Below are 16,949 nucleotides of genomic sequence, written 5' to 3'. Positions count from 1 at the left end.
GAAACAAAAAAGAAACGCAGAACGTGAAAAAGAGAAAAAGAAAGGAAGAAGGAACATGAGGAGAAGACGATTTGTGGCATTAGGTTTAGCAGCGATAATGGCAATGACGGCAATGACGGGATGCGGTGGAAGGTCATCCGCGAAAACAGACAGTACAACAGGCGGCGATAAAAAACAGGCAGAAGCAACCAGCGGAAAAGAAAAGATTACACTTCGAATTGGATCCGGACATTCGGAATCCAACCCATGGATCACAGCGCTGGAAGATTATTTTGTGAAAAATGTATCGGAGAGAGTCAGTGAAGAGACAAATTATGAGATCGACTGGGTTAAATCCTACGGCGGTTCTGTTATCTCCCTGGGAAATGAGTTGCAGGGCGTGCAGGATGGTCTGGTCGATATCGGATGTACGATTCTTGTATTTGAGGCATCCAGACTTCCGTTACAGGATATGGTTTACAGTATGCCGTTCTCCTGCTCCGATCCGCTGATTGTGGCAGAGACGATCAAACAGATGTATGAGAAATATCCGGAATTCACTTCGATTTATGAAGACAGCTACAACCAGAAGTTCGTCGGAATCGGTGTATCGGATCCGTATGGATTCTTCAGCACGAAAGAAGTTAAGTCTCTGGAAGATGTAAACGGAATGAAGATCGGCGCGGCAGGCATCAACCTCTCCTGGATCGAGGGCTCTGGTGCAGTCGGCGTCCAGACTTCCTTAAATGATACCTATCAGAACTTACAGACGAATGTATGTCAGGCGACGATTCAGCCGACCCATTCCTGTGTCAACTTAAAGGTATATGAGGTAGCGCCGTATTATCTGGACGCAAACTTCAACGTAGTTCCGTTCAATGCAATTACTGTCAATATGGATACCTGGAATGACCTGCCGGAGGATGTACAGAACATCATTTCCGAGGTTGGCGAGGGCTATCTGGACTATGAGTCTGAGTATATCAATACGATTCACGAAGAAGATATCAAAGCACTGGAAGAGCAGGGCTGTACCGTTACAACTCTGAGCCGTGAAGAGCAGGAAAAATGGGCAGCAAGTCTTCCGGATGTTGTCAATGGTCTGGTAAAGAGCCTTGACGACGCTGGGTACAATGGTTCCGAGATCGTGGAAGATTATTATGAGATTCTGGAATCTCAGGGTGTAGAGAGAGTACGCGACTGGAAGATCAGCGAGTAAGAAAATTGAAGGGAGCGGCTTGTCGCAGAGGAGAGTGTGAGCCGTGTGAAAAGTTCATCGGGACATACAGCGAAGGTATGTCCCGATGTGTTCAGAAAGACAGAGAAAGAACAGACAGAAGAGAGAAAAGGTGGGATGATATGTCAGTCCTTAGAAAATTAGATCGGTGTCTGGAACGTTTTTTGAGTATTATGGATGGAATTGCAGCGATCTCAGTATTTGGAATCATGATTCTGATTACAGCGGACGTTCTAAGCCGATTGATATTAAATAAACCGTTCGCGGGAACGGCGGAAATTGTCAGCAGCATTATCATTATCGTATGTTTTCTGGAGATCCGTATGTAGCAGTTAAGGGAGCCCATGTCCGGACAACTATGCTGTATGATAAGGTCGGTGTAAAGGGAAAACATGTGATCGATATTGTAGCAGCGCTGATTGGTGTTTTGGTGTATGCATTTATTATCCGGGCAAGCTGGGGAAATCTGTTAAATGCAATTTCGATTCATGAAGCGGAGATAGCCGGATCGGTCCGTATCACAACGGTTCCGGGGCGTTTTTCCATTATATTCGGTTCCGCGCTGATGATTCTGGAATTTATCAACCAGATTATAAAGTATACGTATGAATTAGTTACAGGAAAAAGCTTTGCAGAAGGGGGGAAGGCAGAATGAGTACAGGAGCAGTAGCAGCACTTTCACTGATTCTTTTGCTGGCGCTGATTTTCTTTGGTGTTCATCTGAGCACATCCCTGATGTTTACCAGTGTGCTCAGTGTATTCCTTTTCACGGGACGTTTTTCAACAGCGATGAACGTGCTAAGCCAGTCGGCGTGGGGCGCGGTCCGGCAGTATATGTTCGGCGTTATTCCGCTGTTTGTCTTGATGGGACTTCTGGCGAACTTATCCGGCGCCAGCCAGGATTTGTATGATTCAGCCAGCCTTTTATTAAAGAAAGTCCGGGGCGGCGTCGGAATCGCGACGGTTATCGCCAATGCGATTTTCGCAGCTATCACAGGTGTTACGGTTGCGTCAGCGGCTGTTTTTACGAAAATTGCACTTCCGCAGATGCTTCGTCTGAAATATAACCGTAAGATCGCGCTGGGAACGATCTCTGGCTCTGCGATCTTAGGTATGTTGATTCCTCCGAGTCTTCTGATGATTGTCTACGGCTCGCAGGCGGACGTATCGATCGGCAAGTTGTTTGTGGCGGCGGTTATGCCGGGTATTCTGATGACGATCGCATTTATCATCGTCATTTTGACGGTCGCACATATCAAACCGGATTATATTCCGGAGGTAGAGGAGCTGACTGAGTATGAAAAAGAAAATTTCTGGAAAATTGTGCTGCGTCCGTGGCCGATTGTTCTTCTGATTATCATCTCCCTCGGAGGTATCTGGTGTGGATTCTTCACTCCGACGGAAGCAGGCGGAGTCGGTGCGTTCGGCGCTTTCCTGATTGTGATTTTCCGGAAGCGATTCAACCGCAAGGAGTTCTGGGAGACGCTTTTATCGGCAGGTTCAACCTCCGGCAGCGTCCTGATTCTTCTGGTATCGGCATCCACATATTCCAAGACGTTGTCCATGTGCGGTGTCATCAATGTACTCCGGGATCTGGTAGAAGGTTTCAGCATCCCGCCGATCGGAATCGTTTTATTATTTATCCTGATTCTGATGGTACTGGGATGTATCCTGGATTCTACTTCGATTCTGCTTTTAACGACGCCTCTGATGTGCCCGATTATGGCAGATTTAGGCTATGACTTAGTATGGTTCGGTCTGGTTATGATCATTGCGATTGAAACCGGTATGATTACGCCTCCGTTTGGCATGAACGTATTTACCGTTAAATCGTCCCTGTACGGAATGGATGGCATGGAGGGGATCACAGTCAACGAGATTTTCGCCGGTTCGATGTGGTTTTTGGCAGCGATCATTATTGTCGATTTGATTTGTATTTTCATTCCGCAGATTGTATTATTCCTGCCGAATGCGATGTAATAGGAAAGGAGAAGTGTATGGCACAGATTAAGATTCCGAAAGAGAAAGTTGCGATTGTTTTGATTGAACCGCAGAATGACTTCTTGTCCGAGGGCGGAACGATGTACGCCCACATCAAGGAGCAGCTCGCCGAGCGTCATGTCATCGCCAATCTTCAGGATTTACTGGAGAAGGCGCGAGGTCAGGTGGCAAAAATCTTTTACTGCCCGTTCCATCCGTTTGATCCGGGATTTCCAGAGCTGAAAAAGGGTGGTCCGGCGTGTGAGGGTCTGCGTGGAATCGAGATGGATATGGAAGCAGACTGGGGAACCGGCGCATGGTTGCGCGGCACACCGGGACCGGAGATTATCAAAGAATTGACTCCGCAGCCGGGTGATGTGGTGGTTGAAGGCAAGAAAACGCTAGACGCGTTCCATTCGACTGGTTTGGACTATTATCTGCGGGCAAATGAGATCGAGTATGTAGCATTTACTGGTTTCCATACCGACTGGTGTGTAGAGTCATCGGCGCGTTCGGCGTATGATAAGGGCTACCGTGTCATCGTTATCAACGACTGCACCGCGACCGATACGCAGGAAGAGCAGGATTTCTGTGAAAAATGGATTTTCCCGAAGATTGGAAAAGTCATGAACCATGAGGAATTTCTGGAGGCGCTGGAGTAGCCAGAATGTGAGCGTGGCAGAGCTTTGAAATAAAAAAACGAAAACATCCCACGGGATTGCCGGAAGTAGCAGTTTCGTGGGACTTTTTTTGTCTATCGATGAAAATGTTGATTTTACATGTTTTTATTCAATTTTACATAAATAAGATAGTTACGAAGAACTCTGCCTGTTGTGATGCAAAGTGAAAATAGATTTCGGCAGAATCGAAGCAGCGGGACTGTACGGAAAAATACATGATGGAAACGCCTCTTTGTTGGTAGATCACATTGTCGTCGGATGATCAGAAAGTGTTGTAGTTTCTATTTTCGTTGTTAAAACAACTGAAAAAATGTCCCAAAGCATGTATACTCCTTCTTGTAAGCGGCACAATACATATGAATGGCAGGAGAGACTAGAGGCATGCTTGTCCATATGCAGAGAGTGGATGCTAGAAATATGGACATGCAGTATAAGCCGGAGAAAAAAGGAGAAATGAGCGTATGAGCAGAGAGGTAAATCCAAGAAAAGCGGCAGTCATCGGGTGCGGATTTGTGGGTTCAGCAACGGCATTTACACTGATGCAGAGCCGGTTGTTTTCGGAGCTGGTTCTTTTGGATGTTAATATGGAAAAGGCGGACGGCGAGGCGAAGGATATCGCGCACGGGATTCCGTTTGCGGGGCAGATGAAGATTTATGCAGGTACCTATGACGATGCGGCGGATGCGGCGATCATCATTATCACGGCGGGGGCGAACCAGAAGCCGGGGGAGACGCGGCTTGACCTGGTGCAGAAGAATACGGCAATTTATCAGAGTATCATCCCGGAGATTGTAAAACGCGATTTTGGCGGGATTCTGCTGATCGTATCGAATCCGGTAGATATTTTGACGTATGTGGCATTGAAACTGAGCGGGCTGCCGGAGAACCGGGTGCTCGGTTCGGGTACGGTGCTTGACACGGCACGGCTTAAATATGCGCTGGGCGAACACCTGGGCGTGGACAGCCGGAGTGTACATTCGTTTATCATCGGTGAGCACGGGGACAGCGAGATCGCGGCATGGAGCAGTACGAATGTATCGGGCATTCCGCTGAACGATTTCTGCGAGATGCGCGGGCATTTTAACCACGATGCGGCGATGGACGCGATCGCGGAGAAGGTCAAAAACAGTGCTTACGAGATTATTTCGAAAAAACAGGCGACGTATTACGGAATTGCGATGTCGGTAAAACGTATCTGCGAGTGTATCGTCCGCAATGAGCGCTCGATTCTGCCGGTGTCTGCGATGATGCACGGGGAGTACGGCATCGAAGACATCACGCTGAGTATGCCGGCGATCGTGGGAATCGGGGGTGTGGAGACGCATGTGCCGATTGCATTGAGTGAGGAAGAGGCGGAGAAGCTGGTGGAGTCGGCTAAGAAACTGAAAGAGGTAGCGAAAGGGCTGATAGAATGATGCCAGATGGGCTGCCGTACATTGGCACGGCAGCCCATCTGAACCAATCGGTTTTACTATAAAATTCTTTTCTATCAGTAAAGGCCATCTTTTAGGACAATAAGCGGGAATCCTCGGCAATTCAATTACCGAGATGAAAGCGCAGGAGTGTGCATATCTGCACAATGCAAATAGTATAATAATTCTCATCCTTTGATGGTAATGCCGTAACCGGCATACAATAAAAACGAAAATATGTTCGAATAATAATTGCGTATTACACTTCAATATGATATACTATATGTATGAAAGGAAATCTGATACATTATAGAACTTGCGTGTGTAATATTAACTACCATATGGTTTGGCCGGTGAAATACAGACGGAAGATATTAACCCCAGAAGTTGAGAAATACCTACAGGAACTCGTGCAGCAGATAGCTGACGATAAAGGTTTTACCGTTCATTTATTTGAATGTGGTGAAGGTGATCATGTTCACTGTTTTGTATCAGCTCCACCAAAGCTGTCAATAACAGCCATTATCAAGTATCTGAAGGGGATCACAGGCAGGAAATTATTCGAACGTTTTCCGGAAATAAGAAACCAGTTGTGGAAGGGAGAACTGTGGAACCATTCCTATTATGTGGAAACGATCGGATCCGTATCTGAGGAAAATATTCGCCGTTATATTGAACATCAGAGCAAGTCGTATTAATTCAATGTGAATTGTAAATATTCATATGCATGGCTGTCTGAAGGGGGAGGAGAATGCTGTTGTCGCACAGAACATCGGTCAATATCCGGCCGGAATATTCTAATATTATAGGGCATATGTGTTACGCTGCTTCCAAGCTCTGGAATGTCTGCAACTATGAACGCCGTCGATATAAAGAATTGGGGCTGGAGAAGTATCCTGACTGGTATTATCAGAAGAAAGCGCATAAAGGAGATCTGTGGTATAGACAGCTTCCGTCCCAGACAGCGCAGGAGACCTGCAAGCAGCTGGATAAAGCCTGGAAATCATTTTATGCCCTTAAAAAGACCGGCGGGATCAAAGTGCCAAATCCTCCGCGATTTAAACAGGACAATATACCGATCACTTACATGCAGATGGGAATCCGGCACGAGAAGGGTTCCGGCCAATTACGGCTGTCTCTGTCAAAGGATCTGAAAAGCTACATGGAAGAAACTTACGGGATTCATGAAAAATTTCTATATCTTGAAAATAAGATTTTCAGGAACATGGATCACATAAAGCAACTGCGGATCTATCCACCGGAAGATGGAAAATGTGACCTTATCGTTATCTATGAGGTCAAAGAACCAGAACTGGAAAGCGATACCAGCCAGTGCAGCCCGTTTTCACCAGAAATATCAAAAAGATATGCAGAAGCATCAAACAGAAAAGAGCGGGGCATGTATATAACGGATGGAGTAAGATATAATGCGGATGCAGTAGGAGCATTTAATATCCTGCGTAAACATCTTTCCGTATCCGGAAAACAGAAAGAACTGTCCGTAACCGGACTAAAGAATCCAGAAATAATAAAAGTAGCTGTATAGCCGAAAGGTAAGCGGTAGTGGTGTCATGGACGCACCCTGAAAAAAGGCGGTATCCCACCAGATTTCAGATGCTTTGGTAACTTAGTTACCGAGTAGTTCACTGTTATTCGAATTGATTGTGATTATTATACTGCAAAGCACAGGCCGCTGTCAGTGAATCCAATCGTGTAAAATGAATGTTTCAGTACATATAATAGGAAACGTCACATGAAATATGATAAGATAGTGAAAGCAATTTTCATAGAACGTCCCAATCGTTTTATTGCGCGGGTAAAGATTGATGGCTCGGAAGAGGTAGAATCGGTTCATGTAAAGAATACGGGACGTTGTCGTGAATTACTGCTGCGAGGGGCGGAAGTGATTTTGGAAGATTGCATAGAAAAGAATCCAAATCGAAAGACTCGCTATGATTTGATTGCAGTTAAGAAGAATAAGATATGGGTTAACATTGATTCTCAGGCACCGAATAAAGTGGTAAAAGAATGGCTGATGACACAGGGGTATGATTCTATTAAACCAGAGTATACCTTTGGAAATAGCCGGCTGGATTTCTATATGGAAAAAGGAAAGCAAAAATATCTAATGGAAGTCAAAGGCTGCACCCTTGAGATAGACGGAGTTGGATATTTTCCAGATGCCCCGACGGAAAGAGGAGTTAAGCATTTAAAGGAACTTGCAGCTGCGTGCGGACAAGGATATAAATGTTTGATAGCATTTGTGATTCAAATGGAAGGCATTAGTGAAGTCAGGCCGAATACGGAAACGCATCCCGAATTTGGCGCTGCACTTCACGAGGCAAAGGCAGCAGGTGTTGAGGTGCTTTTCCTGAAATGTCATGTTGGGATGGATAGGTTGGAAATCATAGGAGAAGATGAGTCTTGAGGGCAAGGTTCTAAAGGAGAGAGAAATCTATGATACGTGAAATTGAGAATAGAAGAAGTATAAGAAAATATAAGCCAGATGAGATCGAAAGGAAGTTAATTGACGAGATCATATACAGTGCTTCCCTTGCACCATCTGCTAAAAACAGGCAGCCTTGGAAATTTATTGTATATCAGGGGAAAGAAAAAGATAAACTGGTTGATGTCATGCGTCATGGTATAAATTCAGAAAAAATGACCCATGAACTTATGCCGGAATGGGCATTTGCCATACCGGATGCTGAGAATACCGTTAGAATCATGCAGGAGGCCCCATGCCTTATAGCAGTGCTTAATACCAACCAGCATACTCCATTTGCAAGCATTGAAAATGAAAAGCGAATTGTTGAAATATGTGATTCACTGTCCATAGGTGCGGCGATTGAAAATATGATTCTGACAGCAACGGGATATGGATTGGGCACCTTATGGATTGCCAATACTTGTTTTGCCTATAATGAGCTGATGGATTTTATCGGAACAGACAGCCAGTTGACAGGAATTGTTGCGATCGGCTTTGCCAATGAAGCTCCGGCTAAAAGACCAAGGAAACCTTTCGAAGAAATTATTGAGTACAGATAGGTAAATCGTAATGAGTTAATCGTGTTATAATCAGGTTGGATGGAGAATAATCATTATGATTAGAAAGTTGCAGAAGGCAGATATAACAGAGTTGCTGACATATGGTTGAAGACCAATCTGAAGGCACATTTTTTTATTTCCGAACAATACTGGATAAGTAATTATGAATTTGTGAAGGAATTGCTGCCACAGGCGGAGGTCTATGTGTATGAAGATGATAAAATGATTCAAGGCTTTATAGGAATAAATGATGAATACATAGAAGGTATTTTTGTTTCTGACGAAATGCAGTCACGTGGCATAGGTAAAATATTGTTGGATTACATCAAGGATAAAAAAGACAGATTACAGTTAAAGGTATACCAGAAGAATGTCAGGGCAATGTCTTTTTATCAACGAGAAGGATTTACTATTCAGAGTGAAGAGATGGACGAATTCACAAGAGAAAAAGAATATGTGATGAATTGGGAATCGTCTGGAATTTGAATACCCATGGCAGGAGGGGATGAACCGCCTGTTTGTTTACAAGATGGAAGATGATTCCCATTGGATGTAGTATTTTGCAGCAAGAATGCCGATGAGATTCTTCACCAGAAAAAAATATCTGAAGGGAGACTTTTGGTATGAAAAATAGAAAATACAGTCTTGTTTTTATAATGCTTTTGTGTATGATAATGGCAGTTTCAGCATTTCCGATGACAGTCAATGCCGATATGGGACCAAAGGCCTCTGTTCGGATTCAGTTTGAGCATATGGGGGATGAGCTCTGTTATGGAACTTTGCTGTCGAAGGAGAAATCTACTGGTCCGGCAAGTGCCTGGGATGGAAGAACGGAGAGTGCCCAGAAAGAGTACATGGATCCTGGTATCTGGAAGATCTTTGTGAATTACAAGGATCCGGATGGATACTATTTTCTGCAGCGGAGCTGGAAGGTAAGTGAAAGCAAAGAGCTTGCATGGACCTATTATCCGCCGGGTGATTTTAAGATTCTTCTGTATTATCCGGAAACGGAAACCTTTGTATCCAGTGGAATTTATGCTCGTTATGCATTTGATACGTATTATACAGTGGATATGGATGGTGTGGATATCGGTTCGGTGGAATACAATGATGATTTGAGTACCAATGAGCGGATTGAGGCCTACCGTTCGTATAATTACCGGCAGGAGATGCTGGCTCTTGGGGCAAGGATCGTCCTTACTATTTTAATCGAAATGCTGGTGGCGCTGCTGTTTGGTTTCAGACAGAAAAAACAGCTGTTGATTCTGGCTGTTGTCAACATTATTACGCAAATTATCTTAAATGTGCTGCTCAATGTGATTAATTATAATTCCGGCCCTCTTGCATTTACATTTTTCTATGTACTTTTTGAGCTGATTGTATTTGCTCTGGAGGCAGTGTTGTATTGCACAATTCTTAAGAGGCTATCAGAAAAGAAAAAGGAGGATGCATATTATATCCTGTATTCCTTTGTGGCCAATCTGATCTCATTTGGTGCTGGATTATTCCTGGCGGCGAAACTGCCGGGCATGTTTTGATATAGAGATAAGTTAAGGTAACTTCTCAACGTGTTCAAATAGAAATGGCTCAGAAGAAAGTTCATCCAAAGTGATAACATCTTTTTGAGCATAGAGGAATGGATATATATGAAAAAACTTCTAACTTTTATGATTGTGTGGACTTGTTTGCTTACCCTGGCTGGCTGTGGCAAGAAGGACATGGATTATACGATGCAAAATGAGTCAAGTGTTGCAGAAAGTGTCCGGGAGACCGGTGAGGAGTCCGTATTGATTCAAAATGAGGATGCAGGGGAAGGGGAAAATTCGGCTCCTGAAACTAAGTATATCACCATTGACTTATCCGGAGTTGGGGAGATTCATCCGAAGGGAGATGCAGTTTCACCGTTAACGTTAAAAATTGTGTCGGAAGAGGAAAATGGAATCGATTTTGCGAACGAATGGTATGAAAGCAAACAGTTATCCCTTCCTATGGTCGGAAAGGAATGGAATAATTTCTATGATGACGAATATCAGTATATCTGGTCCGGGGATGCGCTGTATATTTATGAAAATATTTCCGGAAATTGTCTGTATGTGCTGGAGTATCCAACGGATAAATGGTATATCAACGGCAATAATGCCTGCCTCCTGGATGATATCTTTTATGGCATCAGTGTGACAAATGGTTACGCACAGCCGGATAGCTGCTTTATGTTTGCCTATGATCTGGAAAATAACAAGCTTCTTTGGCGAAGTGGGGATCAGACCTGCAACACCATGAATTTTATTGTAAAAAAGGATGTTATTATCTGCGGGTATGGTTTTACCTCGGAAAAGGATTATCTTTATCAGCTCAACCTTCACACCGGCGAGGTTATTGCAAGCCTGGAGCTGAAAAAACAGCCGGATCTTCTGGTGCCTCAGGACAATATGCTTTATGTTCACACATACAGCTATAATTATACGATAGAAATGCAATAGGAAAGGAACAAGAACTGAATGGATTCATCTGCTTCAAAAAACTTTGAACTTACTGCAGCTGTCCTGCACATTATCGCCATGACACTTATGCTGATGGATCACCTTTGGGCGACGCTTCTTCCTGCTAGGGAGTGGCTTACCTGTGCCGGAAGAGTGGCATTTCCTATCTTCGCTTTTATGGCGGTGGAGGGGTACTTCCACACCAGAAGCTTTAAAAAGTACATCCTTCGGATGCTGCTGTTTGCAGTGCTTTCAGAAATTCCCTTTGATTTGATGTACGGCGGTACCTGGTTTTATCCGGTTCACCAGAATGTCCTCTGGACATTCCTGTTGGGTCTTTTAGGTGTCTGGCTTATGGAACAGGTACGGAAAAAAGGAAAAACCTGGATGTATCTGCTGGTGTGCGTTTTGGTTGTGCCGGCAGGTCTGGTACTGGGAACTCTTTGCATGGTGGATTACTACGGGGTTGGTGTTCTGACGGTATTTGTGTTCTATTCTACATGGGCGGAAATGGTGGTGCTTCTTGGGACAGCTGGCTGCCCTATACTGGCTGAATGTGGAACTGCTGGGCGGTCTGATGTATCCGGTTCAGCTCTTTGGCATGGAATTTGAACTGTGCCAGCAGGGGCTTGCGCTTCTGGCATTGATCCCCATCTGGCTGTACCACGGCAGACAGGGTTACCACAGTAAACCATTCCAGTATCTCTGTTATGCATTTTATCCAGTTCATATGCTGCTGCTTGTGGTGGTACTGAATTTCATCAACCGATGATAAAATTTTACAATCCCCGCCATTCATGGTATCATAACAGGTAGTAAAATTGCCTGTGAATACCTTGAATGGCGGTGATTTACGTCAGTCGGTTTACCGGGCTATCCGTCATGGCCTGATGCAGGCACATTCGATGCTTTTGGAGCCATTTTATGCATTTCATCTGACGATACCGGACAAGATGGTAGGACGTGCAATGACGGATCTGGAACGCCGGTTTGCGGTTTTTGAAGGACCGGTTCTGGAGGATGGACAGGCGATACTTACCGGCCGTGCACCGGCTTCATCCTTGGATGGATATCAGACAGAAGTAACGGTTTATACCAGCGGCTTAGGACAGCTTGTCTGTACCCTGGATGGATATGGACCCTGCCATAATGAGGAAGAGGTCATCGAAGCAGCCGGTTATGATCCGGATGCGGATTTGGCAAACCCAAGCGGCTCGGTCTTCTGTTCCCACGGAGCCGGTGTCTACGGTGAGACTGCCGCACACCGGAAGTCCGGAGGATGTAATATCCGCAGCTCTGATTATCGCTGATAAGATGGATGTACGAAGAAGCCGTGTTCGTGAAAAAGAGAGAGCCACTTTTGATATCCACGACCGTGTGAATTATGCGGTAACAGAGTCCAAACTTAAGATTGAAAAGGATCGTTCAGTTATTGCCCTGAATCTTCAGGTAGATGAAAAGATATGTTCCATGTATGATTATTTTGAGATTTTCCTGGGAAGAATGATGCTTTGCCGGAAGTCGGCGGAGATACTGGGAACGACCTTTAAGTTGACTTTAAATGGACGGAAGGTGCTGTAAAAAGTACCTCCCGTCCTTCTTTTCTGTTATCTTACTGATACGTCTCCGTCTTAATAAAGGAATCCATATATTTGATATACTCCTCTTTGGTAAAGATGGGCTGATAATTCGCTACAATCTCTTTTGCTTTCACAGCCCCGTCCCGAAGCAGGCGGTAAGCGGAGAGGGCGAAGATTTTTGCAGTGACCACATAGGCAAGCTCCTCATCCACGATATCGAAATCAACGGAGTGGAGGCCGCTTACCTTGCCGCCGGTGTTGAAGGTAAGGACCGGCTGCAGATGCTGTACATCCCCTACATCGGTGGAACCGCCGCTGTAGGCGTGAGTATCTTCCTGGACGATCTGGTAATCTTTTTCACTGGTTTGTGCGGCAATCTCAGCGGCTGCCAGGACTGATTCATCGGCTTTTTCACTCAGAGCCGGAAGGTATCCGGGCATAGTGGTGATTTCGCAGGAAGCACCGACGGCGATGGCACCTGCCTTGAAGGCACGGTCCGTTTTGGCAGCAGCATCGGCGATGGCATCCTTGTTGGCGGCACGTACCAGAGTTTCGATTACCACCTCATCCGGTACTACATTGACGAGATTTCCGCCTTTTGTGATAATGGGATGGATTCGGACATGGTCATCATCCCGGAAGGTTTCGCGCTGGTAAGCCAGGGCAGAAAGTCCGAGGGAAGCTGCATTTAATGCATTGACTCCCAGATGCGGGGTACCGGCTGCGTGGGCAGCCAGTCCTTTATAACGAATGACCTTGGAGACGAAACCATTGTTGGAGTGGGAACCCACACTGATATCCTTGTCACCGGTGTGGTGGACGATATCCAGGTCGATATCATCAAAAGCACCGATGCGGATGAGTTCACATTTTCCGCCGCCATATTTGATTTTTCCCTGGGCGGTCAGGGAGTTCTTGAATTCAATCTCACCATATTCCTCTGCCGGTACGGCGAAGAATACAACCTGTCCGTCCAGCTCTTTTTTAACATCTTCATTGGTCAGAGCCAGGGCTGCACCGATGACACCGGCCAGCTGGGCATGATGTCCGCAGCAGTGAGCTCCCTGAGTCTCCGGATTGGCATATTTATGTTCCGGGATGCGGAGCGCATCCAGTTCCCCGATGAGGGCCAGACTTACATTCTTTTTCTCTTCTTCATTTAAGTAGCTTTGACACCGGTGACAGCCAATCCTTCCGTTGTCTCAAGCCCCAGATTTTTCATGAAAGAAGCAAATTTTTCTGCAGTTCTGTATTCTTTATAACCCAGCTCTGCATGGGTGTAGATATCTTTGGCGAATGCAATGATCTCGTTGCGGTGTGCGTCGATGATATCGACAATTTTCTGTTCGGTTTTATCTAAAATGAGAGCCATGTGAAATCCTCCTGTTTCCTGCTGATGCCTTCCGATGCTGTTTCCTATTAGTTAAACAGTTCCTCCGGAACAAACCATAAACCATTGTTATTCTTGTCTAAATATTCTTTGAATTCATCGGAGTGGTAAGCAGCAACGATATCTTTTGCCCACTGAGCATCTTTATTTTCCTCTTTTACAACGACCTGCAGAATCAGATGCGGCAGAATGTCTTCCTGAAGAAGGGCAGTGGATGGATCGATTCCTGCATTGTATACAATACTTCCGGTGATAACCGCATAATCAAAGTCATCTAAAACAGCTGGAATATTGGTGGAGTTCATTTCGGTAAATTCGATGTTGTAAGGGTTTTCTGTGATATCCGCCTGGGTGACAGTGGAGAGATCCACATCCGGGTTTAAGGTGATCCATCCGGCTTTCTGTAAGAGTACATAAGCGCGGGCTGTGTTGGCGGCATCGTCCGGAACGGCTACTTTGGCACCGTCATGAATGGCGTCCAGAGAGGTTTCGGTGGCAGAAAAGATGGCAGCCAGAACGGTAGGAATCGGGGAAATCGGGACCAGGTTACCCTTCTGGGCTTCGTTGAAGTTTTCAGCATAAGCGGTATGCTGCTCTACATTGAAATCGATCTCGCCGTCATTTAAAGCAAGGTCATTCTGGAGAAGGTCAGAGAAATCAACCTCGGTGAGTGTATAGCCCTCTTTTTCCAGAATTGGTTTGATGGCATCCTCAAATAAGACAGTGTACGGACCGGCAGCTTTTCCGTATTTGAGCTCCTTCTTATTAGAATTGGAAGCATCGGCGGAAGCAGCAGATTCGGTGCCGGAAGAAGCAGCGGCAGTATCAGCAGCGAGCTCCAGCATCACTCTTTGAGCAGCCTCCCAGAACAGCAGCTGCGAGGATCAGACCGGCGGTCAGGGTGGTTCTTACATAAGCTTTTACATTTTTCATAATGGGGTTCTCCTTTTTTCGTTTTGTTATTTTGTATATAAAATAATTTAATAGCTTTTATGATATGATTTGGTTTACTGATGTGTCCGTCTCTTCTGTGACAGCCGGTTTCCCAGACTCTGGATGATCCAGACAAATGCAATCAGGATGAAAACGGTCGCAAACATCAGCGGGAAGTTAAAGGTCTGATAGCCGTAGGTCAGGGCGATGTTTCCGATGCCGCCGCCTCCGATGTAGCCAGCCATCGCAGTTGCTCCGATGAGGGCAATGGTTCCGGTTGTCAGAGCCAGGATAACCGAAGCAAATGCTTCCGGAAGCACAAAATGAACGATAATCTGGAACGTGGTCGCTCCCATCGACTGGGCTGCCTCGATGATGCCGCCGCCGACTTCCAGAAGCGATGTCTCAAGAAGTCTTGCTAAAAATGGAGCGGTATAGATAACTAATGGCACGATAGCCGCCCTGGTACCGATCCGGGTGCCGACGATGATTTTCGTAAAGGGCATTACACATACCAGAAGGATGATAAACGGTGTGCTTCGGATGATGTTGATGAAACCGTTTAAAATCGTGTAAAGCAATGGATTTTCCTTGAGCCCGCCTTTGCGGGTCAGCCATAAGACAATGGCGATGAAAAATCCGACGATGGAACCGATAATCAGGGAAAAACCGACCATATACAGGGTTTCCCAACCGGCCTTGATGAGTTTGTCTGGCGAAATGCCTAAATACTGCTGAATCATGGTAATACAACCTCCTTATATTCTTCGTTTGATTCGAGAATGTAGCGCTCGGCTTTTTTGATTTCCTCGTCGCTTCCGATGAAGAGAACGAGCATGATGCCGACGACGATGCCCTGAATAACGTTGATGGTGGAGTAGAGGATGTTGGTTTCCACCTCAAACCGCCGGTTGATATCCCAGAGAAGCGGCTCGGTGCTGTCTGTATTTTCCAGCTTGATGCGGAGCAGGCGGCTGTTCCGCGTTTCTCGGCGGATGCTCTCGACGAGCGGTTCCGGAATAACATCGTGGATGAGATTGCCGACAAACCGTTTGGCGATATCGGACTGCGGGTCTGAGAAAACCTGGATGACAGAGCCCGTTTCTACGACTTTACCGAAATCCATGACGGCGACTTTATTACAGATTTTCTGGATGACATTCATCTCATGTGTGATAATCACAATTGTAATATGAAGAGTTTCATTAATCTTCTTTAGCAAATCGAGAATGGAATCGGTCGTTTTCGGGTCGAGGGCGCTGGTCGCCTCATCGCAGAGAAGAATCGACGGATTATTTGCAAGTGCCCTTGCGATACCGACGCGCTGTTTCTGTCCGCCGGAGAGCTGTCCCGGATAGTAGGACTTCTTATCGGAAAGTTCGACGAACTCCAGCAGCTCATTCACACGCGCTTCGATGTCTTTTTTGGGGGTGCCGTTTAGTTTCAGGGCAATCGCGACGTTGTCGTAAATTGTCTTGGATTCCAGGAGGTTGAACTGCTGGAAAATCATTCCGATTCCCTTTCGGAGGCTGCGAAGCTCTTTTGCACTCAGGCTTCCAATGTCCTTATCTTCGACGAAAATCTTTCCGGAAGTCGGTCTTTCCAGGGCGTTTACCATTCGGATCAGGGTGGATTTTCCGGCACCGCTATAACCGATGACGCCGTAGATATCGCCCTTTTCGATTTCGAAGGACACATCCTTCAGTGCTTCAAATGCACCGTCTTTCGTCTGGAATGTTTTACTTAAATGTTCAAATCGAATCATTTCTGGTCTCCTTTAACTTTGTTTATCTGGGGAAGCACATTTTTAAGGGATAATTCCTGAAAAATGACTTCTGTATGTGTCGCGTTTTTTATACGAATGATATATCTAAATGCAATATAAATATTTAATTTTGCATACTGAAATATAAATGGGTACAAAAAAGGAGGTCTGGTTGTCCAGACCTCCTAAATTGGATTGTATCTATCACTTTCCAGTGAAAGCAAGATGAGAAAAACCTCATGAAGATATCATCCAGTTATCTGTCTGCACAACAAAAGTAAGAGTGTCACAGCAACAGCAGCACATACACTCCATACAACAACACATAGCAGACATAACTGAATAAGATGTTCTCATGATGGTTTCCTCCTTTCCTTAAAATTCATAAACGATTATAAAAATATATTTCCTACTTGTTTTGTGGGTTTTAAATGATAGTTCTTATTATAGCGCGGAAATGAGATT

Annotated in this window: 21 protein-coding genes and 1 pseudogene; 17 read left to right on the top strand and 5 right to left on the bottom strand. The window is 45.3% G+C overall.

The features are described 5' to 3' along the window. Positions 1-73: 73 nt before the first annotated feature. The 17 genes and pseudogenes from DWX91_RS01190 to DWX91_RS01115 all read left to right on the top strand — a co-directional run bounded on the left by DWX91_RS01190 (position 74) and on the right by DWX91_RS01115 (position 12,397). A complete protein-coding gene (locus DWX91_RS01190; RefSeq protein WP_243022040.1) occupies positions 74-1,198 on the top strand; it encodes a C4-dicarboxylate TRAP transporter substrate-binding protein in 1,125 nt (374 codons plus the stop codon). 140 nt (positions 1,199-1,338) lie between these two features. After that, positions 1,339-1,545, top strand: coding sequence for a hypothetical protein (locus DWX91_RS16910; RefSeq protein ID WP_207664025.1), 207 nt, complete (start codon positions 1,339-1,341; stop codon positions 1,543-1,545). Beyond that, positions 1,521-1,871: a TRAP transporter small permease gene (locus DWX91_RS01185; protein WP_207664024.1), complete on the top strand. Its 351-nt coding sequence runs from the start codon at positions 1,521-1,523 to the stop codon at positions 1,869-1,871. Before DWX91_RS16910 ends, DWX91_RS01185 begins: the two co-directional genes overlap by 25 nt. Continuing rightward, the gene (locus tag DWX91_RS01180; RefSeq protein ID WP_022359989.1) at positions 1,868-3,196 is read left to right on the top strand and encodes a TRAP transporter large permease; all 1,329 of its coding nucleotides are present in this window, start codon (positions 1,868-1,870) and stop codon (positions 3,194-3,196) included. Before DWX91_RS01185 ends, DWX91_RS01180 begins: the two co-directional genes overlap by 4 nt. A gap of 17 nt (positions 3,197-3,213) precedes the next feature. Beyond that, positions 3,214-3,858, top strand: a complete 645-nt coding sequence (locus DWX91_RS01175) for a cysteine hydrolase family protein (protein ID WP_022359990.1) — start codon at positions 3,214-3,216, stop codon at positions 3,856-3,858. A 479-nt stretch (positions 3,859-4,337) separates the two neighbouring features. Continuing rightward, entirely contained in the window at positions 4,338-5,291 is a 954-nt protein-coding gene (locus DWX91_RS01170) for an L-lactate dehydrogenase (RefSeq protein ID WP_022359991.1), read from the top strand. Positions 5,292-5,575: 284 nt separating this feature from the next. After that, on the top strand, positions 5,576-5,986 hold the full coding sequence (gene tnpA, locus DWX91_RS01165) for an IS200/IS605 family transposase (protein ID WP_118469513.1): 411 nt from the start codon (positions 5,576-5,578) through the stop codon (positions 5,984-5,986). 53 nt (positions 5,987-6,039) lie between these two features. Next, the gene (locus DWX91_RS01160; RefSeq protein WP_243022027.1) at positions 6,040-6,834 is read left to right on the top strand and encodes a hypothetical protein; all 795 of its coding nucleotides are present in this window, start codon (positions 6,040-6,042) and stop codon (positions 6,832-6,834) included. 207 nt (positions 6,835-7,041) lie between these two features. Further along, positions 7,042-7,716, top strand: a complete 675-nt coding sequence (sfsA, locus tag DWX91_RS01150; RefSeq protein WP_118538174.1) for a DNA/RNA nuclease SfsA — start codon at positions 7,042-7,044, stop codon at positions 7,714-7,716. A 29-nt stretch (positions 7,717-7,745) separates the two neighbouring features. Continuing rightward, the gene (locus DWX91_RS01145; RefSeq protein ID WP_118538172.1) at positions 7,746-8,336 is read left to right on the top strand and encodes a nitroreductase family protein; all 591 of its coding nucleotides are present in this window, start codon (positions 7,746-7,748) and stop codon (positions 8,334-8,336) included. Between the two features lie 55 nt (positions 8,337-8,391). Next, a pseudogene (locus tag DWX91_RS01140) lies at positions 8,392-8,822 on the top strand (N-acetyltransferase). A gap of 137 nt (positions 8,823-8,959) precedes the next feature. After that, the gene (locus tag DWX91_RS01135; protein WP_243098938.1) at positions 8,960-9,874 is read left to right on the top strand and encodes a hypothetical protein; all 915 of its coding nucleotides are present in this window, start codon (positions 8,960-8,962) and stop codon (positions 9,872-9,874) included. A 108-nt stretch (positions 9,875-9,982) separates the two neighbouring features. Next, positions 9,983-10,816 carry a hypothetical protein gene (locus tag DWX91_RS01130; protein ID WP_118472237.1) on the top strand — a complete coding sequence of 278 codons (834 nt, stop codon included), beginning with the start codon at positions 9,983-9,985 and terminating at the stop codon, positions 10,814-10,816. Between the two features lie 18 nt (positions 10,817-10,834). Continuing rightward, the gene (locus tag DWX91_RS01125) at positions 10,835-11,428 is read left to right on the top strand and encodes a TraX family protein (protein ID WP_412693796.1); all 594 of its coding nucleotides are present in this window, start codon (positions 10,835-10,837) and stop codon (positions 11,426-11,428) included. Beyond that, entirely contained in the window at positions 11,394-11,588 is a 195-nt protein-coding gene (locus DWX91_RS17755) for a TraX family protein (protein ID WP_412693795.1), read from the top strand. The genes DWX91_RS01125 and DWX91_RS17755 overlap by 35 nt, the downstream gene beginning before the upstream one ends. A gap of 55 nt (positions 11,589-11,643) precedes the next feature. Continuing rightward, on the top strand, positions 11,644-12,126 hold the full coding sequence (locus tag DWX91_RS01120; protein ID WP_333549071.1) for a hypothetical protein: 483 nt from the start codon (positions 11,644-11,646) through the stop codon (positions 12,124-12,126). Beyond that, a complete protein-coding gene (locus DWX91_RS01115) occupies positions 12,065-12,397 on the top strand; it encodes a hypothetical protein (RefSeq protein ID WP_347560917.1) in 333 nt (110 codons plus the stop codon). The genes DWX91_RS01120 and DWX91_RS01115 overlap by 62 nt, the downstream gene beginning before the upstream one ends. Positions 12,398-12,428: 31 nt before the next feature. On the opposite strand, the gene DWX91_RS01110 is transcribed toward DWX91_RS01115, so the two are convergent. The 5 genes from DWX91_RS01110 to DWX91_RS01095 all read right to left on the bottom strand — a co-directional run bounded on the left by DWX91_RS01110 (position 12,429) and on the right by DWX91_RS01095 (position 16,484). Continuing rightward, entirely contained in the window at positions 12,429-13,496 is a 1,068-nt protein-coding gene (locus DWX91_RS01110; protein WP_243098945.1) for a M20/M25/M40 family metallo-hydrolase, read from the bottom strand. A 59-nt stretch (positions 13,497-13,555) separates the two neighbouring features. Next, entirely contained in the window at positions 13,556-13,768 is a 213-nt protein-coding gene (locus DWX91_RS16990; protein ID WP_243098937.1) for a hypothetical protein, read from the bottom strand. Between the two features lie 47 nt (positions 13,769-13,815). Next, positions 13,816-14,631 carry a MetQ/NlpA family ABC transporter substrate-binding protein gene (locus DWX91_RS01105; protein WP_118538168.1) on the bottom strand — a complete coding sequence of 272 codons (816 nt, stop codon included), beginning with the start codon at positions 14,629-14,631 and terminating at the stop codon, positions 13,816-13,818. A gap of 162 nt (positions 14,632-14,793) precedes the next feature. Continuing rightward, the gene (locus DWX91_RS01100; RefSeq protein ID WP_022360002.1) at positions 14,794-15,462 is read right to left on the bottom strand and encodes a methionine ABC transporter permease; all 669 of its coding nucleotides are present in this window, start codon (positions 15,460-15,462) and stop codon (positions 14,794-14,796) included. Beyond that, complete coding sequence (locus DWX91_RS01095; protein WP_107000613.1) at positions 15,459-16,484, bottom strand: methionine ABC transporter ATP-binding protein; 1,026 nt, start codon at positions 16,482-16,484, stop codon at positions 15,459-15,461. The genes DWX91_RS01100 and DWX91_RS01095 overlap by 4 nt, the downstream gene beginning before the upstream one ends. Positions 16,485-16,949: the final 465 nt, after the last annotated feature.

The sequence above is a fragment of the Clostridium sp. AF22-10 genome, from assembly GCF_003478725.1.
Classification (GTDB): domain Bacteria; phylum Bacillota; class Clostridia; order Lachnospirales; family Lachnospiraceae; genus Otoolea; species Otoolea fessa.
The sequence above is the reverse complement of the archived record's forward strand: the minus strand, read 5'-3'. Positions and strand labels throughout refer to the sequence as shown.